26 protein-coding genes are annotated in these 23,462 nt (G+C 34.5%); 10 read left to right on the top strand and 16 right to left on the bottom strand.

Features of this window, described 5'->3' with window-relative positions:
- Positions 1–41 precede the first annotated feature (41 nt).
- The 6 genes from QSV08_RS10650 to QSV08_RS10625 all read right to left on the bottom strand — a co-directional run bounded on the left by QSV08_RS10650 (position 42) and on the right by QSV08_RS10625 (position 5,657).
- Complete coding sequence (locus QSV08_RS10650; protein WP_324023189.1) at positions 42–1,100, bottom strand: nucleoid-associated protein; 1,059 nt, start codon at positions 1,098–1,100, stop codon at positions 42–44.
- A 148-nt stretch (positions 1,101–1,248) separates the two neighbouring features.
- Entirely contained in the window at positions 1,249–1,746 is a 498-nt protein-coding gene (locus QSV08_RS10645) for an IS1096 element passenger TnpR family protein (protein ID WP_324023187.1), read from the bottom strand.
- Positions 1,747–1,772: 26 nt separating this feature from the next.
- Entirely contained in the window at positions 1,773–2,807 is a 1,035-nt protein-coding gene (locus QSV08_RS10640; RefSeq protein ID WP_324023185.1) for a COX15/CtaA family protein, read from the bottom strand.
- 14 nt (positions 2,808–2,821) lie between these two features.
- On the bottom strand, positions 2,822–4,246 hold the full coding sequence (locus QSV08_RS10635) for a CCA tRNA nucleotidyltransferase (RefSeq protein WP_324023183.1): 1,425 nt from the start codon (positions 4,244–4,246) through the stop codon (positions 2,822–2,824).
- 4 nt (positions 4,247–4,250) lie between these two features.
- On the bottom strand, positions 4,251–4,811 hold the full coding sequence (locus tag QSV08_RS10630) for an L-threonylcarbamoyladenylate synthase (protein WP_324023182.1): 561 nt from the start codon (positions 4,809–4,811) through the stop codon (positions 4,251–4,253).
- Positions 4,812–4,826: 15 nt separating this feature from the next.
- On the bottom strand, positions 4,827–5,657 hold the full coding sequence (locus QSV08_RS10625) for a glycosyltransferase family A protein (protein WP_324023180.1): 831 nt from the start codon (positions 5,655–5,657) through the stop codon (positions 4,827–4,829).
- Between the two features lie 98 nt (positions 5,658–5,755).
- Here QSV08_RS10625 and QSV08_RS10620 point away from each other — a divergent pair, with 98 nt between their 5' ends.
- The gene (locus QSV08_RS10620) at positions 5,756–6,574 is read left to right on the top strand and encodes a glycosyltransferase family 2 protein (protein WP_324023178.1); all 819 of its coding nucleotides are present in this window, start codon (positions 5,756–5,758) and stop codon (positions 6,572–6,574) included.
- Here the strand turns inward: QSV08_RS10620 and QSV08_RS10615 are convergent.
- A complete protein-coding gene (locus QSV08_RS10615) occupies positions 6,556–7,350 on the bottom strand; it encodes a glycosyltransferase family 2 protein (protein WP_324023176.1) in 795 nt (264 codons plus the stop codon). The genes QSV08_RS10620 and QSV08_RS10615 overlap by 19 nt on opposite strands.
- A gap of 159 nt (positions 7,351–7,509) precedes the next feature.
- Entirely contained in the window at positions 7,510–8,622 is a 1,113-nt protein-coding gene (gene glf / locus QSV08_RS10610) for a UDP-galactopyranose mutase (RefSeq protein WP_324023174.1), read from the bottom strand.
- Between the two features lie 214 nt (positions 8,623–8,836).
- Between glf and QSV08_RS10605 the strand changes: the two genes are divergently transcribed.
- On the top strand, positions 8,837–9,799 hold the full coding sequence (locus QSV08_RS10605) for a beta-1,6-galactofuranosyltransferase (protein ID WP_324023172.1): 963 nt from the start codon (positions 8,837–8,839) through the stop codon (positions 9,797–9,799).
- Positions 9,800–9,802: 3 nt separating this feature from the next.
- On the opposite strand, the gene QSV08_RS10600 is transcribed toward QSV08_RS10605, so the two are convergent.
- Positions 9,803–10,618: a 2,3,4,5-tetrahydropyridine-2,6-dicarboxylate N-succinyltransferase gene (locus QSV08_RS10600; RefSeq protein WP_324028367.1), complete on the bottom strand. Its 816-nt coding sequence runs from the start codon at positions 10,616–10,618 to the stop codon at positions 9,803–9,805.
- A gap of 99 nt (positions 10,619–10,717) precedes the next feature.
- Here QSV08_RS10600 and ruvX point away from each other — a divergent pair, with 99 nt between their 5' ends.
- The 5 genes from ruvX (at position 10,718) to QSV08_RS10575 (ending at position 13,929) form a co-directional block, all read left to right on the top strand.
- Positions 10,718–11,128 (top strand): Holliday junction resolvase RuvX, encoded by a 411-nt coding sequence (ruvX, locus tag QSV08_RS10595; protein ID WP_324023171.1) that lies wholly within the window; start codon positions 10,718–10,720, stop codon positions 11,126–11,128.
- Positions 11,129–11,719 (top strand): peptide deformylase, encoded by a 591-nt coding sequence (gene def, locus QSV08_RS10590; RefSeq protein WP_324023169.1) that lies wholly within the window; start codon positions 11,129–11,131, stop codon positions 11,717–11,719. It abuts the gene before it with no gap.
- A gap of 61 nt (positions 11,720–11,780) precedes the next feature.
- Positions 11,781–12,209, top strand: a complete 429-nt coding sequence (locus tag QSV08_RS10585; RefSeq protein ID WP_073243370.1) for a DUF5606 domain-containing protein — start codon at positions 11,781–11,783, stop codon at positions 12,207–12,209.
- 208 nt (positions 12,210–12,417) lie between these two features.
- A complete protein-coding gene (locus tag QSV08_RS10580; RefSeq protein WP_324023167.1) occupies positions 12,418–13,506 on the top strand; it encodes a sensor histidine kinase in 1,089 nt (362 codons plus the stop codon).
- A gap of 36 nt (positions 13,507–13,542) precedes the next feature.
- Complete coding sequence (locus QSV08_RS10575; RefSeq protein ID WP_324023165.1) at positions 13,543–13,929, top strand: response regulator; 387 nt, start codon at positions 13,543–13,545, stop codon at positions 13,927–13,929.
- Between the two features lie 53 nt (positions 13,930–13,982).
- Here QSV08_RS10575 and QSV08_RS10570 read toward each other — a convergent pair whose 3' ends face one another.
- The 4 genes from QSV08_RS10570 to QSV08_RS10555 are packed head-to-tail and all read right to left on the bottom strand — an operon-like array spanning position 13,983 to position 17,943.
- Positions 13,983–15,593, bottom strand: a complete 1,611-nt coding sequence (locus QSV08_RS10570; protein WP_324023163.1) for a family 20 glycosylhydrolase — start codon at positions 15,591–15,593, stop codon at positions 13,983–13,985.
- Positions 15,594–15,605: 12 nt separating this feature from the next.
- Complete coding sequence (locus QSV08_RS10565) at positions 15,606–16,274, bottom strand: SGNH/GDSL hydrolase family protein (RefSeq protein ID WP_324023161.1); 669 nt, start codon at positions 16,272–16,274, stop codon at positions 15,606–15,608.
- A 20-nt stretch (positions 16,275–16,294) separates the two neighbouring features.
- Entirely contained in the window at positions 16,295–17,170 is an 876-nt protein-coding gene (locus tag QSV08_RS10560) for an alpha/beta hydrolase (RefSeq protein WP_324023160.1), read from the bottom strand.
- A gap of 11 nt (positions 17,171–17,181) precedes the next feature.
- A complete protein-coding gene (locus tag QSV08_RS10555) occupies positions 17,182–17,943 on the bottom strand; it encodes an MIP/aquaporin family protein (protein ID WP_324028366.1) in 762 nt (253 codons plus the stop codon).
- Between the two features lie 223 nt (positions 17,944–18,166).
- On the opposite strand from QSV08_RS10555, the gene QSV08_RS10550 reads away from it, so the two are divergent.
- Positions 18,167–18,637, top strand: a complete 471-nt coding sequence (locus tag QSV08_RS10550; protein WP_324023158.1) for a hypothetical protein — start codon at positions 18,167–18,169, stop codon at positions 18,635–18,637.
- Between the two features lie 2 nt (positions 18,638–18,639).
- Here QSV08_RS10550 and QSV08_RS10545 read toward each other — a convergent pair whose 3' ends face one another.
- Complete coding sequence (locus QSV08_RS10545) at positions 18,640–19,542, bottom strand: SMP-30/gluconolactonase/LRE family protein (RefSeq protein WP_324023156.1); 903 nt, start codon at positions 19,540–19,542, stop codon at positions 18,640–18,642.
- Positions 19,543–19,550: 8 nt separating this feature from the next.
- Positions 19,551–20,384: a sugar phosphate isomerase/epimerase family protein gene (locus tag QSV08_RS10540; protein WP_324023155.1), complete on the bottom strand. Its 834-nt coding sequence runs from the start codon at positions 20,382–20,384 to the stop codon at positions 19,551–19,553.
- A gap of 163 nt (positions 20,385–20,547) precedes the next feature.
- Here QSV08_RS10540 and mazG point away from each other — a divergent pair, with 163 nt between their 5' ends.
- Entirely contained in the window at positions 20,548–21,324 is a 777-nt protein-coding gene (mazG, locus tag QSV08_RS10535) for a nucleoside triphosphate pyrophosphohydrolase (RefSeq protein ID WP_324023154.1), read from the top strand.
- 3 nt (positions 21,325–21,327) lie between these two features.
- Here the strand turns inward: mazG and QSV08_RS10530 are convergent, their stop codons facing one another.
- Positions 21,328–21,732 carry a response regulator gene (locus QSV08_RS10530; protein ID WP_324028333.1) on the bottom strand — a complete coding sequence of 135 codons (405 nt, stop codon included), beginning with the start codon at positions 21,730–21,732 and terminating at the stop codon, positions 21,328–21,330.
- Positions 21,733–22,080: 348 nt separating this feature from the next.
- On the opposite strand from QSV08_RS10530, the gene QSV08_RS10525 reads away from it, so the two are divergent.
- Positions 22,081–23,448 (top strand): MATE family efflux transporter, encoded by a 1,368-nt coding sequence (locus QSV08_RS10525; RefSeq protein WP_324028332.1) that lies wholly within the window; start codon positions 22,081–22,083, stop codon positions 23,446–23,448.
- The last annotated feature ends 14 nt before the right edge of the window (positions 23,449–23,462 follow it).

The following is a 23,462-nucleotide window of genomic DNA, read 5'->3' as shown; positions in this document are numbered from 1 at the left end:
GGCTTTTTTACTTATTGCAAGTTCAGCGAATTTAGGAAAAACTAGCTCTTTTGTTCTTTGTTAAAGTATACTAAGTAGTAATACATTTGTCTTTCTTCATCCCAACCTTTTTCAACAAATTTCTCTGCAGACTCAGGGTTAATGAAATCCATTTTAATTTGAATATTGGTATCCAAATTAATAACGTTCTTTATCTTTTTACGAGCATCTGATACTGCCTTGTTGGCAATGTCGAAGGTAGAAACATCTTCAATACTAAATTTCGGACCTTTCTCTGCTTTGTAATGTTTAAATTCAGGAATCAATTCCGGATTTTCCATTACCTCGTTTAAGAAAGTGGACTCTTCAAAGGAATCATTTTTTGCAAAGTGGTTTACAGCACGGTTCATAAATAAAACCTCTTGTTGCTTGTCTTCTGCTGGTAAAACAACCTCTTTAGCAAAGTCTTGACAAAATTTTAAATAGTTTTTTGTCTTAAAGTTGTCATCTGAAAGTGGTTCAACACCTAAAAAGTTTTCTATCCAATACTTCGTGTCGTACTTATTGCTATCTACTGAAAGTACTTTGTAACCCTCTTCTTTTTCGACATTGAAAATTAAACACCCTTTATCTAATTTATTGATATTGATACCTTGTTGTATAACGATATCTAAATTGCTATTCTTTTCTTCGAACTGAATAAAATCGTGTTTTAACTCACTTTTGAAGATACCAATGGCATCTACTTTTTTGTTATCTAGAAGTAATCCAGAAAGGAAAGCTACATATACTTCACCACTTTTAATATGTGGGTGATTAGATTGTTCGAATAATAAAGAAGCTACTTTTTTGGAATTTAAATGAGCCTTAGAAGGATCTTCAAAAACTTCACTTACTATTTTGTATAATTCGTTAAATTCAACATCAACCTCATTAGCCAGTTTATAGTAATTTTCTTCCTTTTCTCTAAAAGGCTTAAAAAAGTATTCTTTTAGTAAACCAGTAGTTTCATCGTTAAGTCTAAATGGTTCTTCTGAAAGAAAAACACCTTCATTCTTATTTTTGTTACCAACTCTATGTATAGAAATACTTTCAATTTGGGTAGCATATAGGTTAATCATAAAATGTTCTAAATTAAATGGTTAGTAAGCGAAAATATATTTTTTACTCGATAATTGAGATTTAAATGCTCCGACGCTTGCATCGAAGTGTAAATTATGTTTTCAATTCGATGCCTTGCGGACTTGCCCCGAAGTCATTTACTGAAATTTAGTTCCAATTTTCATCGAAATCTAAATCGTCGTAATTTTCAAAAGTATCATCGAAATCGAAATCGCTTTTCTCTGCTTCAAAATTCTTTTCTGGCGGAGTTTCTGGTAGCTCACCAAATGTAAAAAGTACATTAGGGTAAGAGCGGCCATCTTCATTTTCTTGAATATCTGCAAGCTCAACGAAAAACGTCCACATGTTCATGAAATCATAAACGTATATCAGTTTTGGGTTGTTCTCGGTCATAATATCCTCTAAAAAGGTTTCATTCATTAACCGTACATCAGAACCAGATTCACTCATATCAAAAAGCGCAATCTCTTCGTCTTGTTTCCACTCTTCATCACAGGTATAAAAAGAAGCCATTTCATTACCTAAAAAGCCAAATGCCTGAGTAATGGCATTATGAAATTCTTCTAATGAATTGTGGGACTCAATCTCTAAATCTCTGAAAATATCTTCTTCAGCGTCTAGAATTATACGAATTTTATAAATCATACCTTAATTTTTGTGGGTCGGCAAAGTTACGAAGTTTTCGAATCTTTTCTAGGCATTAATGCATCTAAAAGTATGTAGAATTGAACTCCGAATAAGATAGAAGCTAAAACAAGATGTAACGGCTGACTAGCAAACGGAAAATCTAAATAGTTCATGGCAATACCCGTAAATACTTCAACTACCAGTAAAAACAAGACCCAGTAAATTTTAAAGTGACCTAAATCTAATTTTGTAATTCTATATGCTAAGAATGCGTTTATTAATAGGACTAGGATAGAAAATGAACGGTGTATATAAAATAGTAGTTCAGGGTTTCTCAACCAATGATCTCTGGCATTATAGCCGAAAATGTCTATTTGCTCGTCTATAAATTGTCGTACTTGAGTACCCATAGCAATTTGAACAAGTGTCAATACTATTGCTATAATGCTGATATTCAATACTAATTTATCGTATTTAATACGTTTATTCTCTTCATTTGCTAAATAGATAACATAAAGTAACATCGCTACGATTACTAATGCCATAAGCATGTGAACGGTTATTTTTGCGGGCTCTAAAACTGAGTATACAACCGTTGCGCCTAACCAAGCTTGAAAAACCATGCCTACAACCACCAACCATGATAGAATGGGTATACGCTTTTTCTTCTTCCAAAATTTAATAGACATTATGGCTAGCAGTAGTGTGGCGAGACCGGCTAAGGCACCAAAAAGCCTATTTATATATTCGATCCACGTGTGCCATGGGTTGAATTCAGCGTAGTCATGCTTAGTATAGGCTTCCCAATTTGCCGAATTGAACGAATCTTTTGTAGTAAACGATTCTTTAGAAACCTGTAAGGTTTCACGATAAATAATTACTTGACCTTTTTCAAATAATCGGTCTGGTTGCCATTGTATTTCGGTTACTTCTGTTGGTGGTAGGTAGTAGCCAAAACATTTGGGCCAATCTGGGCAACCCATGCCGCTGCCTGTCATTCTAACTACGGCACCTGCGACAATCACTAAATAAACTAATACCAAAGATGTTTTGGCAACTTTTCTAAATGTAATATCCATAAATAATATCCATTCTATTTTGTACTCTGTAGACCTAATTCAGCACCCTTAAGATACATAAAATCTTGAGCAGCTTTATATTCATTCGGAATTTCTCCTTCTAAAATTGCTTCTTTAATCGCTTCTTTTATAATTCCGATTTCCTTTGATGGTTTCAAAGAAAAAGTTTCCATTATTTCTTCACCACTAATAGGTGGTTGAAAGTTTCTAACATGATCGCGAGCTTCTACTTCTTCAATCTTTTGGCGAACAACTTTAAAATTTTGATGATACTTACGCTGCTTTTTGGGATTCTTAGTTGTGATATCAGCTTCGCACAAAGTCATTAAATCTTCTACATTATCACCGGCATCAAAAACCAATCTACGCACCGCTGAATCTGTTACATAATCTTCAGATAGTATAATAGGTCTTGAACTCATTAAAACCATCTTTTGAACGAATTTCATTTTTTCGTTCAATGGCATACGTAAACGCTTGAATAATTTAAAGACCATTTTAGATCCTACGAATTCATGTCCATGAAATGTCCAGCCAATTTTTTTATGGAATCTTTTTGTCGGTGCTTTACCTATATCGTGTAACAAAGCAGCCCAACGTAACCACAGGTCGTCTGTTGCTTCAGATATATTATCGACTACCTCTAAAGTATGCCAAAAGTTGTCTTTATGCTTTTGACCTTCAATTTCTTCTATACCTTGTAGGGCAGTTAATTCTGGTAGAATTAACTCTAGTAATTCTGTTTTATGCAGTAGCGAAAAGCCTAAAGAAGGTTTTTTACACAGCATAATTTTATGAACTTCGTCTAAAATTCGCTCATTAGAAACAATTTTTAGACGGTCTTTATTTTCTGTAATCGCCTGTAAAGAAGGTAGTGCGATTTGAAAATCTAATTGGGTAGCAAAACGAATGGCCCGCATCATACGTAAAGGGTCGTCTGAATAGGTAATACCTGGTTCTAGGGGAGTTTTTATAATCTTGTTCTCCAAGTCGGCAATACCGCCAAAAGGGTCAAGAAGCTCGCCGTAGTTCGATTTGTTCAAGGAAAGCGCCAAAGCATTTATGGTGAAATCGCGTCTTTTTTGGTCATCTTCTAAAGTGCCATCTTCAACGATAGGTTTGCGACTATCGCGCTGATAACTTTCTTTACGTGCACCAACAAATTCAAGTTCGATACCATCACTTTTAATCATGGCAGTACCAAAATTCTTAAAAACCGATACTTGAGGTTTGCCTTCTAATTTAGAAGCAACTTTTTCGGCAAGTTTAATACCGCTGCCAATGGCAACGACATCTATATCTTTAGGTATGTTACGTTTTAAAAAATAATCTCTTACAAAACCTCCAATAACATAACAATCTACAGAAAGTTCTTCTGCAGCTTCTGAAATAATCTTGAAAATTGGGTTGTTTAAAGCGTCTGTATAGCTCTCTTGCATGTTCTTAATCTCGAATAATCTTCACCGTACCATCATTAGCTAATCTAATAATTGACGAGGCGGAGCTATTCTGTTTCTCACGATGCAAATTTACCACATAGTCTACACCTTTTAAAATGGCTGTATCTATATTTTGGAAAGATTTTGGGGTACGCTGTCCAGATACGTTGGCAGATGTAGAAACAATGGGCTTTTTAAACTTACCAATTAGGTATTGGCAGAATTTATCAGAAGCGACTCTTACGGCTAAAGTATTGTCTTCTGCTATTAAGTTTTTAGCCACACCACGGGGTTTATCGAATATTATAGTCGTCGGCTTAGTTGCAAGGTCAATAATATCATAAGCAAGATCAGATACCTTTTCAACATGCTTTTCGAGCATAGCATCATTGGCAACTAAACATATTAATGCTTTGCTGTCTTCGCGTTGTTTTAATTTATATACCTTTTCAACAGCTTCTTCATTAGTAGCGTCACAGCCAATGCCCCAAATGGTGTCGGTAGGGTAGAGTATGAGTCCGCCGTTTTCTAGAACTTCTATGCATTTGTTGATTTCCTCTGTCATTTGTTTTTGGTTGTATTAAAGAAAATTGTTGGGTGTTATGTTGAAGTAGTTAGTTAAAGCTAGCCATTGGGTCTTGTTCTTATCTCCTCCAATATTCGATTTTTTTAGAGATTGCTTTTGTGACCCAATAATGGGTATAGGTGTTTTAGCTTTGTTCTTTGCTTGCAAAGAAACAGTTCCTTTTAAATAAGCCATGGCTTTAAACCATAAGTCATCTGCTTTTGGTGCCAATTCTAAAAATAATGTTGAATCGGTTACTTTTTCTGAAAGAGATTTTGGTGGATATAAAACACCCTCGGCACCAATTGGTATTACGGCAGATTCCCTAAATTTTAGGTTTTTATCAAAGACCCAGCTCTTATACGATTGTAATTCGCCGTCATTATTATATCTAATATATCTAGTCTGATTAGCTATGATTTTTTTTGGATGTGATAGGTGTTCTTCATGCAATAGTCGAAGCCAGTTTGGTCTATAAAGCATATCATCATCACAAGTAACAATTATATCATTGGGAAATAATTTTAAGCTATGAATAAGTTTTCTGTGAGAACAAGTTAAATCAGAATACATGATTTCAAATAAATCACTTTCTAAAATAGTTAGTTTTTTGGGTATTTCATTTCTTAAAGAATGATGTAACCATAAAATTATTTTCTTTGGTCGTGCATCTTGATTTAAGAGACTTCTTATTGTTAAATGAAGGGTGCCTAACCTTGAAGGAATGGAGGTTAAAGAAACAATTACCGGTATTTCTTTCTTGTCCTCGGTTATCATACTTTTAGACGAAAGGGCTAAAAGTTTAACCGAATTGTAAATTGATACAGGAATTTCTTTTAACTTCATTTTACAATGCTGTAATTTGTCCCTTTATTAAGAGACCGTCTTTTCTAGCTCAAAGATAGATAAGAGTTTTATATTTTTGCAGTAATTTGAAACGTAGCATGGAGATTCCTAAAATAAGTATCATCGTTAGTACATATAATGCCGAAGAGTGGCTGAAGAAGGTGCTATGGGGCTTTGAGCAGCAAATATTCAAAGATTTTGAAGTTGTTATTGCTGATGACGGATCTAAGGCACCTACTAAAGAATTATTGGCAGAGATGGCTAAAAAGGTGCATTACCCAATTGTGCATGTTTGGCAAGAAGACGATGGCTTTCAAAAATCTAGAATATTAAATAAAGCGGTAACTGCCTGTTCTGCAGATTATATTATTATGACCGATGGTGATTGTATACCTCGAGAAGATTTTGTTCAGGTGCATTACATTAATAAAGAACCAGGTTATTTTATTTCTGGTGGATATTACATGCTACCCATGAATATTTCTAAACTAATTACTCTTGACGATATAGAAAATCAACGATGCTTCAATATTCAATGGTTGAAGGATAAAGGAATACCACAGACTTTTAAAAATAACAAGCTTACTGCTAAAGGATTTATTTCTAAAATTTTAAATAGGGTTACACCGACCAATGCAAGTTGGAACGGACATAATTCTTCTGGGTGGAAAAAAGATATTGAAAATGTAAACGGCTTCGATGAGCGTATGCAATATGGCGGTCAAGATAGAGAGCTAGGTGAACGTTTGTTCAATTTCGGACTAAAGTCTAAGCAACTACGTTATAGTGCTGTTTGTGTGCATTTAGACCATAAAAGAGGGTATAAAACACCAGAATCTATTGCAAAGAATGTGGGGATAAGAAATGCTACTAAAAAGGAAAAAAGCGTGTGGACGTTTTACGGCATTACTAAGTAATACGCAAGTTCATTTTTCTGTTCTAATCTTTTAAGTTCATTATAGCGTTCTAAAACACCCAGTGAATTTAAGTAACAAATTGTAAAACCTTTTTTACCATCTAGTATACCAAGACGTAAGATGTAATGGTTGAAAAATTTCCAGCCAGTTTTTAAAACCATCATTACATAGCTAAACTTCTTTTCTTTATAAAAAGATTCAATAGCTTTTAAACGACCATATTTCAGCATTTTACCTTTGTAATCTTCGTAGTTCTTGTAACAATAATGAGTCAGTTTTTCCTTTAGAATACCAGAAGTACCATCAACGTCTAATGTTTCATGAACAATTTTGCAGTCAGAAAATATAGCTTTACTTTTTCTAAAAAGTCTGTAGTTTTTATCGGTTTGCCATCCGCTGAAATTCAATTTTTCATTCTTGAACATGAACTGGCGATAAAACCAAAATGCTGCAATATCAGTATCACTAGCTACAGTCTCTGAAATTTCATTTTGTAAAGCATCAGAAACAATTTCGTCAGCATCTAAAAATAAAACCCAGTCATTAGTGGCTTGTTTTAATGCAAATGATTTTTGAGCGGTAAAATTCTCAAACGGATTTTGAATAACTTTTACTTTCGGGTGGTCCTTTAAATATTCAAAGGTACCGTCGGTACTAAAAGAATCAACTACAATAATTTCATCGGCAAAAGAAACTGATTCAATACACTTTTCAATGTACCCAATTTCGTTATACGTAATTACTAATGCGGTAAGTTGTTCCTTTTTGTTAATCATACTTTCCAATTTGATAGGTTTGCTCTAATCGGAGCGAACAAAGTTATAACAAAAAAAGAATTAAAAAATTGTGTAAAGCAGTAAAATTCTTACACGATTGAAATCCAACGTTATAGCATGGTTCAGTTTATAAGAGGGCGTATTTTAGAATGGTTGCGTTCAATTATCAAAAAGTTTTTTAGTTTTTGCTAACGCTGCGCCAATAACCTGGTGCATATCGTAATACTTGTATTCTGCTAGCCTACCACCAAAAATCACTAAGTCTTTGGCAGCCTTGTTCTTATACTGTAAATACCTGTTATTATTCTTGTCATCGTTGATTGGGTAGTACGGTTCAGAGTCGGTTGAAGCTTCTAACGGATATTCTTTTGTAATGACTGTTTTCTTCTGTTGCCCGAACTCAAAATGCTTGTGCTCTAAAATTCTTGTATACGGTATTTCTGCCTCGGTATAATTGATGACAGCATTACCTTGGTAGTTATCTATGTCTAAAATTTTATGATCGAAACGTAACCCACGATATTCTAATTTACCAAATTCGTAGTTGTAGTATTCGTCAATTTTACCTGTAAAAACAGTTTTATGAGCCATGTTGTCAAGAGCTATTTTATCTTTAAAATAGTTGACACCTAGCTGTACGTCGATACCTTCTAAGAGTCCGCCACTTAATTCGTTATATCCTCCTACAGGTATGCCTTGGTAACTATCGTTGAAATAATTATTGTCGAAGGTGAATCTTAAGGGTAGGCGTTTAATTATGAATGCAGGTAATTCAGTGGCTTTTCTTCCCCACTGTTTTTCAGTGTATCCTTTGATGAGCTTAAAATAAATATCTTCGCCAACTAGCGAAAGTGCTTGCTCTTCGAGATTTTGTGGTTGTTTTTTTTGATATTTCTTACTTTGTTCGTCAATGATAGATTTAGCCTCTGCAGGAGTCTTAGTACCCCATAGTTGATAGAAGGTATTCATGTTAAAAGGTAAATTGTACAATGAACCTTTATGGTTGGCAACCGGTGAATTGGTGTATCTATTAAACGGAACAAAGTCATTTACATAGTTCCAAATCTTCTTGTCATTGGTATGAAAAATATGCGCTCCGTAGGCATGCACATTAATATCCTCTATCTTTTTACAAAAGGTATTTCCACCAATATGTTCTCTTTTATCTACTACTAAACAGCTTTTTCCTCTTTTTTTGGCTTCATGGGCAAAAACTGCTCCGTATAAACCGGCGCCTACAATAAGAAAATCATACTTTTTAGTTGACATCATCCTTCAATATTAAAAGCGCAAAGATACTGTTTGAGAAGGAAATTAGTTAACACGAAAAGGTTTACTATAATTGAAATTTTATATTTCATATGTAGTTTTATATCGTTAAAATTGCAATGCTTAAACCATAAATAATAACTGAATGAATTCTGATAATCTCTATTATATTTCTAGGAATTATAAATTTTCAAAAAATGCAGCTTCCAAACCAAAAATGGATTGCGAGACTGTTCTAGAAAAGAACGGATTCAAGAATTTGGGTTTTAAGCAAAGTAATCACCCCAGTTCGGCAATAGGTGCTGTTATCAGCTTTTTCGGAATAACAAAAGGATTGTTTCTACTACCAAGAAAATCAGTTTTCTGTATGCAATATCCGTTAAGCAAGTTTTTTGGATATATAACTAGCATTGTTTCTATAAAGAAATGTACCCTTATCATTATTATACATGATGTGAAGTTTTTAATGGGAAAGTCTACTGATTTGAAAGGTGAGATGGCAAAATTCAATAAAGCCGATTTTATCATCGTTCATAACGAATCTATGAAAAAGTGGTTTCAAGAAAATGGATGTACTGCACAATTGGTAAGCTTAGAATTGTTCGATTATATACATGCAAGTAATAAGCATGCAACACTCAACACACCTTATGATGTAGTTTTTGCTGGCGGATTGGGTAAAGAGAAAAGTGAATTTTTATATAGTATGGACAGTCTAAATCCGTCAAATTATAAACTGAAGTTATATGGTAACGGTTTTAATGCGGCCGATGCTGAAAGAGATAATTCTATTTTAGACTACCAAGGTGTTTTCCCGCCGGACGAGGTAATTGATGAAATACAAGGTTCGTTTGGTTTAATTTGGAACGGTAATGCATTGAATGAATGTTCAGGGGATTTCGGAAAGTATCTGTTATATAATAATCCGCATAAAACATCTTTATATCTCTTGTGTGGACTACCTGTTATTGTTTGGAAAAAAGCTGCAGTTGCCAAATTTATTGAAAAAGAACAGGTTGGTATCACTTTAAATTCTTTAGATGAACTTGATGCTATTTTAGCAAACCTTGACCCAAAAGATTATGCAACTATGGTTTCTAATGTAGAAAAGGTAAAAACCAAAGTTGCCTCTGGTCATTACCTTTCTCAAGCTATTACTAAAGTAGTAGAATTGGTTTAAAAATTAAACCGCAACATCATACTCTCTAAGTGCATCGTTCAATGATGTCTTTTTGTTTGTGCTTTCTTTTCTTTTTCCGATAATTAATGCACACGGCACTTGAAATTCTCCTGCCGGAAATTTCTTGGTATAACTACCAGGTATCACTACTGAACGAGCAGGTACAACACCTTTTGTTTCTACGGGAGTTTCACCGGTAACATCGATAATCTTGGTACTCATCGTTAAAACAACATTGGCTCCAAGTACTGCTTCTTTTTCAACTCTAACGCCTTCTACAACAATACAACGAGAACCAATAAAGGCACCGTCTTCTATAATAACTGGTGAAGCTTGTAAAGGTTCAAGAACGCCACCAATACCAACACCACCACTTAAGTGAACATTTTTGCCGATCTGTGCACAACTACCAACAGTTGCCCAAGTATCAACCATAGTACCTTCGTCTACATATGCACCGATGTTTACATAACTAGGCATTAAAATAGTACCTGGTGCAATATATGCGCCATGTCTTGCTACCGCATTTGGTACAACACGAATTCCTTTTTCCTTGTAACCTCTTTTCAAGGGCATTTTATCGTGGTACTCAAAAATACCAGCTTCCAAAGTTTCCATTTTCTGAATAGGGAAATACATAACTACTGCTTTCTTTACCCATTCGTTAATTTGCCATCCGTCCGTAGTTGGTTCGGCACATCTTAATTTTCCGATATCTAAAAGGTTAATAACCTCTCTTATGCTATCTTGGGTAGCAGATTCCTTTAAAAGGTCTCTGTTGTCCCATGCTTTTTCTATTTGTGCTTTTAATTCTGTCATTTTCATAAAATTTTCTCAAATATAAGTTGAAGTACAGTAATTAGCCATGCGCATGGGCACATATAACAAATTATCCTTTATTTTTGCCAAAAATTAAGTTTGGGAAAGATTCTTGCAATTGATTACGGAGAAAAACGTATTGGCTTAGCGGTTACTGATGATATGAAAATGATAGCATTCGGATTAACGACTGTTGCCACTGCCGAAATCTTTGAATATTTATCTGATTATATTTCCAAAGAAAAAGTAGAAACCATTGTGGTAGGCGAGCCTAAACAAATGGATAATACCGCATCTGAATCTGAAGTGCATATTGCTCCGTTTTTGGTAAAGTTGGCAGAGAAATTTCCAACCATACCGATTAAAAGACATGATGAGCGTTTTACATCTAAAATGGCTTTTCAGACTATGATAGATAGCGGATTAAAGAAGAAACAAAGAAAAAACAAAGCATTGATTGATGAGATCAGTGCTACTATTATATTACAAGATTTTTTAAAAACAGTATAAATGATTTTACCCATTATTGCATACGGTGATCCCGTATTAAGAAAAGTAGCGGATGATATTGATAAAGACCATCCAAAACTGAATGATTTGCTTGCTAACATGTGGGAGACCATGTATAATGCTAGTGGTGTAGGTCTTGCGGCTCCTCAAATAGGATTGCCAATTCGTATATTTTTGGTTGATACGACTCCCTTTTCAGGTGATGAAGATTTAACTGAAGAGGAACAAAAACAGTTAGACGGTTTCAAGCAGGTATTTATTAATGCTACTATTGAAGAAGAAACTGGGGAAGAATGGGCTTTTAACGAAGGTTGCCTTAGTATACCAGATGTTCGTGAAGATGTAAGCAGAAAGGATACCATTAAAATCACTTATTTAGATGAGAATTTTAAAGAGCATGAAAAAACCTTTGATGGCTTATTGGCTCGTGTTATTCAGCACGAATACGATCATATAGAAGGTGTGTTGTTTACCGATAAATTATCTGCACTAAAAAAGAGAATGTTAAAAGGAAGATTAACCAATATTTCTAAAGGAAAGATTAACGTTGACTATCGCATGAAATTTCCTGCGATGAAAAAAGGACGTTAAAATGCCTTTATTATTAATAGAAAAGTGTAATATTTGTCCACTTGAAATTTTAAAATAGTTTATGGGGTTAGAGAAAATTTTATCAGTTGCAGGAAAACCAGGTTTATATAAATTGATTACACAAACCAGAACAGGTTTTGTGGCTGAGTCTTTGTTAGATGGAAAAAGAATAACAGTAAGCTTACGCAGTAGCGTTAGTGTATTGTCTGAAATAGCTATTTATACGCTTGAGGAAGAAGTGCCTTTAAGAGATGTGTTCAAGAAAATACAAGAGAAGGAAAATGGTGGTAAAACATCTATAGGCCATAAAGAAGAGAAAATTAAATTAGAAGAATACTTTTTTGAAGTACTACCTGACTATGATGAAGATCGTGTGTACGTTAGTGATATTAAAAAAGTTATTCAATGGTATAACATTTTAACTGAAAATAAGATTACTGACTTTTCTAGTGAAGAGGTTGAGAGTGAAGAAGCTTCTGAAGAAGAATAGTTTTTCTTACATAATTTGAATAAAAAAGCCCTTATGGGCTTTTTTTTTGTTTAATACTTAAGGTTATGTGTGTTATTAAACTGTTCATCTATAGTTTTTTACCATTCATCTATACCTTTCTTTTATCCATCATATATCAATTCAAATAAGATATTAAATGCTGCAAATTTGTGGTGTAGCTAAATAGCCATAACAAAATTTGATAAATATGATTGAAAGTGATTTTGAAATTAATTGTGAATTGAAAAGTGCTTTTTTCGAAAATGCATATTCGCCTTTTGTGATTTTAGACAGAAATATGAATTTTGTTGATGTAAATCAAGCTAGTGTTGATACTATTGGTATTGAGAAAGAGAATTTTATAGGTAAAAGCATGCTAGACATATTCCCTTATTTAGAAGGGACAGAGCGGTACGATGCTTATAAGAATGTTTTAGATACAGGCGTGCCGTTTGGTTATGATGAGTTGTTATTTAAAGGTGAATTTACTGAAGTAACATTTATGTCTAGGGCATTTAAAATTGGAGATTACTTAGGTATTACAACTCTAGATGTAACGAATGTAATTGATACCGTTCAGAAATTAAAAAGCACTAAAACTTCATTAATAGAGGTCAATGAAAATTTAAAAAAGAAGAATCAAGAGTTAGAAGATTTTTCATATGTAGCAGCACATGATTTAAGAGCCCCGCTGACCAATTTAAAGAGTCTATTGCGAATGGCTTTAGAGACTAATATTAGTCCTAATGAAGTTATGCCAATCGTTGAAAAAATGAATGTGGTTACCAAAGTAATGTGCGATAAAATTACAGCCTTAAATATGGTGATTGCTACAAAGTCTAATTTTGGAGCACCTAAAATAGAATTAGAGTTTTCTGAGGTTGTAAGTAAATTAAAAGCTAGTTATTCTAAAGAAATAATAGAAGGTAGAACAATCATAAAAGAAGATTATTCAGCATGCCCTTCGATCAATTATAACAAGATGCAATTAGAGACAGTTCTTCAAACTCTTATGTCGAATTCTCTTAAGTATAGGCACCCTAAAAGAAAACTTAGTATAAAAATTGAAACAAAAGAAGTCAATGGTAAAGTTCAATTATCGTTTAAGGATAATGGACTAGGCTTTGACCAGGAGTTTTCTGATAAAATATTTGCCTTGTTTAAACGTCTACATACTCATGTTGATGGTTTGGGTGTTGCACTGTACATCATGAAAATTATTATTAGTGAAAACGATGGCGCAATTGATGTAAAAAGTCAAGTAAATAAAGGAACAGAGTTTATCGTAATTTTTTAAAATAAATAATCAAAACCATAATTAAAACCCCACAAAATGATACGAATATTAATAATTGAAGACGATGAGGTAACGAATTTTATAGCTAAAACAAATCTCGAGAAATTTGGATATAAAAACATTACTATAGCCTTAAACGGTCAACTAGGACTTGATCATTTAAAAACTAATGCCTGTCCTGACATAATTTTACTGGACATCAATATGCCTGTTTTAGATGGATGGGATTTTCTTGATAAGGTAAACGAATTGAACCTATGTTCAGATATACCTGTTGTTATAACTACATCGTCATTTAGAAATGATGATAAATTAAAGGCAGATGGTTATCATAATATTATAGAGTATTTAGAAAAACCTATAAATTTTCAGCATTTAAATACTGTTCTAGCTACGTTAAAATCGAAAAAAGTTGAGTTGTAATTAAAAAGCCTTGAATTTTTAAATCAAGGCTTTTTATTATGAAGTGTAATTCGTTAGTCTTTTTTTATGACCTCGTAAGTGTAGTCGCTCTTCTTCCAATCTATTAATTTAGAAGGGTAGTACTTCACATCCATTCTGTCAAGAAATGGAGCTTGGTCTGCTAATCGTACTTTGTAGTTTTCCCAATCTCTATTTTCTTTAATACTCCAGCTTAATTCAGAATAGCCGATAATTCTTGGAAAAGCTAAGTATTCAAGCTCGTCTATATTACTTATGGTTTCTGACCAAAGTGGTGCTTCTACGCCTAAGATATTTTCCATTGGTATGCCATATTCTTCGGGTGACCAAATGTATGCGGTATCTACAGGTATGTAAGCTGCCCAGTGTAATCCGAATTTAGATAGGGTGTCATATTCCATATCTAAATATGCCTTCTTAGCTGGAGAAACGATTATTTGCATTCCTTTATCTACCGCTTTTTTAGCATTCTCTTCGCTTGCCCACCATTGGGAAATAGAAGTGGAATCTACATCGGCAATGGCAACTTCATCCCAACCGATCATTCGCTTACCATGCTTCTGTACTATTTTTTCAACCTTATTAATGAAGTATATATAATCTTTCTTTTTAGTAACGTGACTCTCGTCGCCACCAACGTGAAAATATGGACCGGGAGTTATAGCAGAAATCTCTCTAACCACATCGTCTATAAAAGAATAAACAGTGTCCTTATGAGTGTCAAAGGTGCTAAAGCCAACGCGCATGCCTTCATATAGTTTAGGCGTTTTTCCGTTCCCATTCAAGAAAGGGTAAGATACAGATACTGCATTAGTATGACCAGGCATATCAATTTCAGGTATAATAGTCATGTACCTTTCTGCTGCGTAACTTACAATCTCTTTGTAATCTTCTTGAGTGTAGAATCCGCCAGATTCACCACCAACTTCAGTACTACCGCCAACCTCTGTAAGTTTAGGCCACGATTTAATTTCAATTCTCCAACCTTGATCATCACTAAGGTGTAGGTGAAGCATATTTATTTTATAGTATGATAGCAGGTCAATATATTTTTTAACATCATCAACACTAAAAAAGTGTCGTGCCACATCTAACATAGAACCTCTATATGCAAAATTTGGGTTGTCGGTTATCTTACCCGATGGTACAGGCCATATTTTCTGCAACGCTAAAGTATCGTTACTTTCTAATGGTACTAATTGTCTCAAGGTTTGAATACCTCTAAAAGCACCTTCTGCTGTGTTAGCGTTTATGATAATAGAATCTTGATTAATATATAATTGATATGCCTCTGGCGCTGCCAGATCTGTGCTATCGCTTTGGTTAATGTAAATAACTCGTTCTACAGTATTCGCACCTTCAGTATTTACAGGTATGGTCAGGTTAATTTTATCTTTTAGTTTATCTGCTAAAAAAGTACCTACTTCTTCAAAACATGTAGCATCTTTAGAGGTATAAATTGCGGTAAATTGATCTAAAGCAAAAGCGGAGTTTGTTGGTATGGTTTTTAAAGGCTTAGGTATTAAGCTAGCTTTAGATAAATCTGTCGTTGGCATAGCAATGCGTTCTTTCTTCTCTTCGCCACAAGCGATTAATAAGAGTGTTAAGCTTGCAAAAAATAGACTTCGAATACAAAAGGTCTTCATTGTGTAGTGTAATTAGGGTTGGTTTACTAAATCTTTCATGGCTTCATACCAAATATCGTAACCTTTTTGGTTCATATGTAGGCCGTCTTCAATAAATATATCGGTTTTTAGCTTTCGTTTGTTCAACATAGGTTTCCAAACATCTACGTAAAACAATTGTGGGTCGTTTTTAGTAAAACGTTCCATTTTTTTATTCAACCGCTTATATTTTCCTCGAATCTTCCATCTGCTGATGCTTGGTTTTGCCGCAATTAATATAACCTCAGTGGCAGGATTTTTAGATTTTATTCGACGGATGATCTCTGCAGTCGTATCAAGAACATCAGCAGGACTTTTATCTGCCCATAAGTCATTATCACCTTCGTAAATAAATACTTTTTTAGGGTTATAGGATAAGATCAATTCATCCATGAATAGCAATAAATCTGATGCTTGCGAGCCGCCAAAACCACTATTTACAATTTGATGGTTCGGAAATTCTTGTTCTAACTTTCTCCATAATCGTACACTAGAACTACCAGTGAAGACAATGGTTTCTTTGCTGGAGTCCCAAATGCTGTCGTATTTAACAGTGATATCTTTTACTTCATTTGTAAATACATTTTCTGTTTGTGCGAAACTTGCAGTTGATAATAAAAAGGTGCAAAATGTAAGAATTGCAATTGAGTTTAAGTTTTTCATCTGTGGTAGTTGATACTATGTTATTTATTCGCAGCTACAGTAAAACCTTCTGTTAATGCCCATCGGTAAAACTGAGATATCCAATCATCTGATGCTAGATTTTGAGTTTTCATGCCAAAACCGTGTCCGCCTTTAGAGTACATATGCATCCCGGTGATCTTTCCCTTTGTCAACCATGCCGAATATAAATCTGCACTAGGTTTTGCTAATCCTAATGGGTCATCCGAAGCACATATAACTAACATTGGTGGTGCATCTTCTGGTACGGTATATTCACCTATAACGGTCATCCAAGGGTAAACAGGTATTATAAAATTAGGCTTGTTTGCTGCTGTATAGCTAAATGTTACACCCATTGCTACTGCGCCACCCGCAGAAAAGCCCATAAATCCAATTTTATTGGGATCAAGTTTCATATCAGCTGCGTTGGTTCTAACATACGTAATAGCAGCAAGACCATCTGCAATAGACAATGGTAAAACAGGGGTAACCCTTTCTCCGATCTTCGCTGGGTTATTGACGCTTTCATCAGATATTTCTTGTATGCCGTCAACACCAGTAGGTACCAACCTATATTTTAAAACGAATGCGGTAATTCCTTTTTTATTCAACCATTTTGCGACATCTCGACCTTCACTTTCAATGCTTAAACCGTAAAGTCCGCCGCCAGGTGCAACAATGACACTGGTGCCATTTGGTTGGTCTGCTTCAAAAACTTCTAACCTAGGTACAGCTACGTTGGTGATTACCTTTGTTTCCCAAATATCTGAGTAATATTCTTTTTCAGCTGTCGACCAATTTACATTTGAATCAGATTCAAACGGTAAGTCTACCATTTTCTGGGCAAGTATGTTCATAGAGGTAAAAATACAAGTAAGTAGAATAAGACGCTTCATAGTTGTTGATTTTATTGAAGGGTTTCAATAAGCATAAATACTAAGGCAGCTAAAACTCCGCCGATTATAGGTCCAACAATTGGTACCCAAGCATAACCCCAATTACTATTTCCTTTATTTTTAATAGGAAGAATAGAATGCAGTAAACGCGGACCGAAATCACGAGCTGGGTTAATGGCGTAACCCGTTGGTCCGCCTAGTCCAAAGCCAATACCCATAACCAATAATGCAACTGGTAACGCGTCTAATGACCCTAGTGAAATTGAACTGTCACCCATAGTGCCGCCGGCTATATAAAATACGCCAAATACAAGGGCAAAAGCTCCAATAATTTCAGTCATTAAATTCCAAAACGGACTCTTAATAGCTGGTGAAGTGGAGAAGGTGGCTAAAATTGCATCGGTATCTTCGGTGGCTTCGTATTGTTTTTTATAATTAAGCCAAACTAAAAAGTTACCCATCATGGCACCTAAAATTTGTGCTACGATATAACCTGGTACTGCTGCCCAAGAAAATTTTCCGGCAACGGCAAGCGCTATGGTTACTGCAGGGTTAAGGTGAGCTCCACTGGCATCGGCTGAAATGTATACACCAATAAAGACGGCGATACCCCATGCAAGAGAAATGCCCGTCCACCCGGCATCGGCTCCTTTTGTTCCTTTTAATACAACGTTGGCAACAATTCCATTTCCTATAAGAATTAGCATTGCAGTACCGATAAATTCAAAAATATACGTAATCATAGTTTGGTTGGATTTTAAGTCGTTTAAGATAATTAAAATCAAGGAATTAATAAGAAATAAAACCCTTTGTTGAGTAATTGATAATTATAACTATGTAATTGTGTGAATTTCAATATAATGTCTATCAGAATTATATTTGGAAACTTTATTAGAGTCGAGATTTCGAGAAATTTATAAAAATCGGATGCGTGATGCTATCGACGTATTATAAATTGTTTTGCCTACCTTCAATATACGATTAACCGATTTTATTATGCTCATGAAAAAATATACCTATTCTCTTTTTACTTGTCTAGTGCTACTTTTTGTAAGTTGCTCATCTGATGATGATACTACTATAACGGACGATAGTGCCTTGGTTATAGGTACGTATAGCTTGACCGAAATAAATGTGAATGTCGCCCAAGATGTTGATGAAGATGGTACTGCTTCTAATAATATGTTAGATGAGCTCGATTGTTTGAATGGTACGTTGATCATTAATGTAGACGGTACATGGGATCTTGATTTGGTAGCACTAAATATTACCAGTGTAACCGGTGATTTTTATGCTATTCGCTGTGGTAGAACTGATAACTTCACCGGTAAGTGGACTTTTCAAAGTAGTGTGCTTGATTTAAACGCAACTAATTTTAGTACCATGGTTTTAAATTCATCTGTTTTAACCGAAGGCGTAAATGAAGATTTGCCAGGAGTTTTAAATAGAAAATTTACAAAGCAATAAATCTAATACCTAACACCATGTACATTCATTTGCAAGGTATACACCGAGCCCATTGCGGTAATAAATAATATATCTTGATTTTTACCACCAAACGTAACATTGGCTGTCCAGTTTTCATTGATTGGTATATTCTTTAACTGTTTACCTTTTGAATTGAAAATGGTAACACCTTCGCCTGTTAAGTAGATATTACCTAGGTTGTCAATCGTCATACCATCTGAACCCATGTCTGTAAAAAGTTTACGGTCACTTAAAGTGCCATCTTCTTGAATGGAGTAGGAGTATGTTTTTTTGTCACCTATATCTGCGACGTAAAGTGTTTTGCCATCTGGTGTGCCAATTATTCCATTAGGTTGTGCTAAACCTTTTGCAACTATTGAGATATTCTTTAAATCTGGTGAAATATAGTAGACATTTTTTTCTTTTATATCAGCTTCGGTCCTTGTCCAGTATTCTCTTTGGTAATAAGGATCTGTAAAATAGATGCCATCTTTTGTATCAACCCAAATATCATTAGGTCCGTTTAATTTTTTATCTTCAAAATGTGTGATTAGCGTGTCAATTTCACCTGTTTTATGAATTCGCCATAATTCATTTTCATTATCGGCAGCTGCCAATAAATTTTCATTATTGTCGAAATACAAACCATTTGCCCTACCTGACGATTCCATAAAAGTACCTATAGAGTTGTCGGCTTGGTTCCATTTTAGAATCTTATCATTCGGTTGATCGGTGAAATATACGTTACCATTTTTGTCTGATGCCGGGCCTTCGGTAAAGCTGAAATTATTAGCAACTTGCACTAGTTCAGAGCCACCGGTAACCAATGCCTTCTGTTGAGATTTACAAGAAACTATTGCTGTCAACAATAGAGAAGTAAAAATTAATCGGTTATAAATTTTCATATATGCGACTATAAGTTCTTTAAGTAGTTCATGTTATGCATCATGCTATCAAAAGGGGTACTTGCGTATTCTTCTTGTTCTATATAAATATGTTGAAGACCAGACAGTTCTTTCATTTCAAGCATTAACGGAACATCAAGTATACCCTTACCGAATTCTGTACTTACTTTTTCATGCATATCCATATCTTTTAAATGCCAAAGCGGAAACCTTTGCGGATATTTTTTGAAATAGTTCAACGGGTCTTTTCCGGCAATGACTACCCAGCCCAAATCTAGTTCCATATGTACTAAATCTTTTTGGGTATTATCCATAAGCACATCATAAAGTACTTCTCCGTTTTCAGACTCAAATTCGTACTCGTGGTTGTGGTAACCGAATTTTAAACCATGCTTTCTACAAGCTTCGCCAGCTCTATTAAACTGCTCTGCTACTTTTTTGTAATTATCTACCGTTTGTCCGTCAGATGGTAATGAAGAACATATTAAATATTCTTGACCAGAAGCAACGGCATCTGCCATGGTTTGTTCAAATTTATCATCTAAATGTACATGACCACTGGTGAGTGACATACCTAGTGCTTTACAGGTTTCACCCATTTGAGCGGGCGTCATTCCGTAATAATACCCTTTAGATGATCCGGCACTTTCAATTTCTTTAAAACCTAGACTTGCAATTTTTTCTAAAGTTTTCATCGGGTCGGCAAGCATGTCATCTCTAAAAGAATATAACTGAACGCCATAGCTTGAATTTCTAGTAGTTGCCATTGTTATTTGTGGTAGTAGTACTGTGGCTGCACTTAATAGACCAGCATTTTTTATAAATTTTCGTCTTGTATTCATTGGTGTGGTGTATAATGTTGTCGTTTGATTTTTTAAGCTATCTAAAATCTGCTTGAGTAATGCTGATAGTCTCAAATAATATTGTGATTTTAAATGTACGAAAACTAAACAGCATTTTTAGTGCGGCAATTAGTGGTTGTGTATTTTTGTAAAAATTTTAGGCATGAATAGTAGGAAAGAACAATTGGAGGCATTAGACAGGCTATTGACCATAATGGATGAGTTGCGAGAGCAATGCCCGTGGGATAAAAAGCAAACCATGCAATCGTTAAGACACCTTACCATTGAGGAAACTTATGAGTTAGGCGATGCTATTTTAGATAATGACCTTGATGAAGTTAAGATGGAATTGGGTGATGTGCTTCTCCATATTATTTTCTATTCAAAAATAGGATCAGAAACCAATGATTTTGATATTGCAGATGTAGCAAATGCTATTTGTGATAAGCTAGTGAATAGGCACCCGCATATTTATGGTGATGTTAAAGTAATTGATGCCGAAGATGTAAAAAGAAATTGGGAACAGATAAAGCTAAAAGAAGGTAAGAAAAGTGTTCTCGAGGGTGTACCAAAAAGTTTACCTGCACTAGTCAAAGCTAGTCGAATTCAAGATAAAGTTTCTGGTGTTGGTTTTGATTGGGAAGAACCGCAACAAGTTTTTGAGAAAGTTCAAGAAGAGCTTGGCGAACTACAAGTAGAAGTAGCGGCTGGTGATATCGAGAAAATTGAGGCGGAATTCGGCGATGTACTTTTCTCAATGATTAATTATGCTAGATTTCTAGGTGTCAATCCTGAAAATGCTCTAGAGCGAACCAATAAAAAATTTATAAAACGTTTTCAATACCTTGAAGTCAAGGCAAAAGAAATTGGTAAAGAAATGAATGATATGTCTTTAGAAGAAATGGATGTGTATTGGAATGAGGCAAAAACTAAAGATTAAAAATTATTGCTTTAGTTCTACATTCATAATTCTCGCCAAATCTCTATGCTTAATCGGTTTTATAAAATAATCTGTTATTTCTGGATATGTTTTGGCGTGATCAACATCTTCGCCATTTATAGACGAGGTTAACATGATGATTTTTATTTTCTTATCAATTTTTTTTGCCACGGTTTGAAAATCTTTAACAAAATCAAATCCATTTAAAATGGGCATGTGTAAATCGAGGAAAATAATATCTGGTAGTTCGTCTAAAGAAGCATACTTATCTTGAATCAGTTTTAATGGTTGTACTGAATCTGGAAAATCTACAATTCTAGAAATTGACAATTGATTAAGATATCGCTTCATTACATATTTGGAGATATCGTCATCGTCGATAACCCAAACCAATGGTTCTTGGTTCATAATAATGGTAATTAATGGTCCTAGGTGTGTTTGTACTAATAACGGCCGGTTATAGTATAATAGTATCTGTAAAGTGTATAGATGAACAATTTACAAGTATAGATAGGTTGTATTTATGTGTGTATTTGTTTAGTATAGTGTTGGTTTACAGTATTTTAATTTTGTCATTGTGCTTATTTCTTATTCTGCATTTTTTTTCTGTAACCTTTTGTTTAATAGATGAACTTAGCTCAAACGACTTCAGTTAAGTTCACCTTTATTACATCATATTATTGATTATTTAACCTAAATTTTGCGAATGTAAATTGTTCAATTAACGGTACCTTTACCAAAAAATTAGTTTAGGTTTTGTTACAGAATTACACCAAAGAATTTCGTTATAATATTAAGCTTTCCGTTCCTGTCATTTTAGGAATGTTGGGCCACACCTTTGTGCAATTGGCAGATAATATTATGGTCGGTCAATTGGGTACGGCAGAACTGGCTGCGGTATCTTTAGGTAACAGTTTTGTTTTCGTGGCCATGTCTTTAGGTATTGGTTTTTCTACGGCAATTACGCCTTTGGTTGCCGAGGCCGATGGAGCGGGACTTAAAGAAAATGCTAAAAGTGCTTTAAAGCATGGACTGCTATTATGTACTGTTTTAGGGTTGTCATTATTTGCCCTCATTTTATTGGCAAAACCCATCATGTATGCTATGAAGCAGCCTATTGAGGTAGTTGATTTGGCATTGCCATATTTAGATTTGGTGGCTTTCTCATTGGTGCCTTTAATAATTTTTCAAGCATTTAAACAATTTTCCGAAGGCTTGTCTCAGACCAAATACCCCATGTATGCAACTATCGTTGCTAACGTCATTAATATTGTTTTAAACTATCTTTTGATTTTTGGAAATTTCGGATTTCCAGAAATGGGTATAGTTGGTGCTGCTATTGGAACTTTGATCTCTAGGGTTTTCATGGTACTTTACCTTTGGTTTATTTTAAAAACGAAAGAAAAGTTTAAGTACTATGTAACCGGATTCAATTTTGCAAAAATTGAAAAAAAGGTGATGAAAAAGATTATAGAATTAGGTTTTCCTTCTTCTTTACAGATGTTTTTTGAGGTTGGTATTTTTACATCGGCAGTTTGGTTAAGTGGTGTTCTCGGTAAAAATGCCCAAGCAGCCAACCAAATAGCACTTAACTTAAGTAGTATGGCCTTTATGTTCGGTATGGGGCTTGGTATTACTGCCATGATTAGGGTCGGCAATCAAAAGGGATTGTCAAACTTTAAAGAATTACGACGAATTGCACAGTCTATATTTCTATTGACTTTCTTACTCGAAATTGTATTTGCCGCGCTTTTCTTAATAGGTAGGCATTGGTTTCCGTCGTTATATTTAGATATTGATGACATGACTAATTTTGCTGATAACACAGAGGTATTAGTCATTGCCGCAGAACTATTATTGATTGCAGCTTTTTTTCAAATATCAGACGGTATTCAGGTAGTTGTTTTGGGTGCTTTACGTGGGTTGCAAGATGTGAAAATACCTACCGTAATAACGTTTATTTCGTATTGGTTAATTGGTTTTCCTGTCAGTTATTATTTATGTCTTCATACAGATTTAAAGAGTACCGGAATTTGGATTGGTTTACTGACCGGACTAACGGCATCTGCTATTATGTTGTATCTTCGATTTAATTATTTAACTAAAAAATTAATTGCCGCGTAACAGTCTATTTATGA

Origin of the sequence: Maribacter sp. BPC-D8, assembly GCF_035207705.1 — a bacterium.
GTDB lineage: Bacteria > Bacteroidota > Bacteroidia > Flavobacteriales > Flavobacteriaceae > Maribacter.
The sequence above is the reverse complement of the archived record's forward strand: the minus strand, read 5'-3'. Positions and strand labels throughout refer to the sequence as shown.

What these genes read in the sequence shown, in the direction of transcription:
- QSV08_RS10650 (WP_324023189.1), bottom strand. Translation starts at nt 1,100, where the DNA reads ATGATTAACCTATATGCTACCCAAATTGAAAGTATTTCTATACATAGA.
- QSV08_RS10645 (WP_324023187.1), bottom strand. Translation starts at nt 1,746, where the DNA reads ATGATTTATAAAATTCGTATAATTCTAGACGCTGAAGAAGATATTTTC.
- QSV08_RS10640 (WP_324023185.1), bottom strand. Translation starts at nt 2,807, where the DNA reads ATGGATATTACATTTAGAAAAGTTGCCAAAACATCTTTGGTATTAGTT.
- QSV08_RS10635 (WP_324023183.1), bottom strand. Translation starts at nt 4,246, where the DNA reads ATGCAAGAGAGCTATACAGACGCTTTAAACAACCCAATTTTCAAGATT.
- QSV08_RS10630 (WP_324023182.1), bottom strand. Translation starts at nt 4,811, where the DNA reads ATGACAGAGGAAATCAACAAATGCATAGAAGTTCTAGAAAACGGCGGA.
- QSV08_RS10625 (WP_324023180.1), bottom strand. Translation starts at nt 5,657, where the DNA reads ATGAAGTTAAAAGAAATTCCTGTATCAATTTACAATTCGGTTAAACTT.
- QSV08_RS10620 (WP_324023178.1), top strand. Translation starts at nt 5,756, where the DNA reads ATGGAGATTCCTAAAATAAGTATCATCGTTAGTACATATAATGCCGAA.
- QSV08_RS10615 (WP_324023176.1), bottom strand. Translation starts at nt 7,350, where the DNA reads ATGATTAACAAAAAGGAACAACTTACCGCATTAGTAATTACGTATAAC.
- glf (WP_324023174.1), bottom strand. Translation starts at nt 8,622, where the DNA reads ATGATGTCAACTAAAAAGTATGATTTTCTTATTGTAGGCGCCGGTTTA.
- QSV08_RS10605 (WP_324023172.1), top strand. Translation starts at nt 8,837, where the DNA reads ATGGATTGCGAGACTGTTCTAGAAAAGAACGGATTCAAGAATTTGGGT.
- QSV08_RS10600 (WP_324028367.1), bottom strand. Translation starts at nt 10,618, where the DNA reads ATGACAGAATTAAAAGCACAAATAGAAAAAGCATGGGACAACAGAGAC.
- def (WP_324023169.1), top strand. Translation starts at nt 11,129, where the DNA reads ATGATTTTACCCATTATTGCATACGGTGATCCCGTATTAAGAAAAGTA.
- QSV08_RS10585 (WP_073243370.1), top strand. Translation starts at nt 11,781, where the DNA reads ATGGGGTTAGAGAAAATTTTATCAGTTGCAGGAAAACCAGGTTTATAT.
- QSV08_RS10580 (WP_324023167.1), top strand. Translation starts at nt 12,418, where the DNA reads ATGATTGAAAGTGATTTTGAAATTAATTGTGAATTGAAAAGTGCTTTT.
- QSV08_RS10575 (WP_324023165.1), top strand. Translation starts at nt 13,543, where the DNA reads ATGATACGAATATTAATAATTGAAGACGATGAGGTAACGAATTTTATA.
- QSV08_RS10570 (WP_324023163.1), bottom strand. Translation starts at nt 15,593, where the DNA reads ATGAAGACCTTTTGTATTCGAAGTCTATTTTTTGCAAGCTTAACACTC.
- QSV08_RS10565 (WP_324023161.1), bottom strand. Translation starts at nt 16,274, where the DNA reads ATGAAAAACTTAAACTCAATTGCAATTCTTACATTTTGCACCTTTTTA.
- QSV08_RS10560 (WP_324023160.1), bottom strand. Translation starts at nt 17,170, where the DNA reads ATGAAGCGTCTTATTCTACTTACTTGTATTTTTACCTCTATGAACATA.
- QSV08_RS10550 (WP_324023158.1), top strand. Translation starts at nt 18,167, where the DNA reads ATGCTCATGAAAAAATATACCTATTCTCTTTTTACTTGTCTAGTGCTA.
- QSV08_RS10545 (WP_324023156.1), bottom strand. Translation starts at nt 19,542, where the DNA reads ATGAAAATTTATAACCGATTAATTTTTACTTCTCTATTGTTGACAGCA.
- QSV08_RS10540 (WP_324023155.1), bottom strand. Translation starts at nt 20,384, where the DNA reads ATGAATACAAGACGAAAATTTATAAAAAATGCTGGTCTATTAAGTGCA.
- mazG (WP_324023154.1), top strand. Translation starts at nt 20,548, where the DNA reads ATGAATAGTAGGAAAGAACAATTGGAGGCATTAGACAGGCTATTGACC.
- QSV08_RS10530 (WP_324028333.1), bottom strand. Translation starts at nt 21,732, where the DNA reads ATGAACCAAGAACCATTGGTTTGGGTTATCGACGATGACGATATCTCC.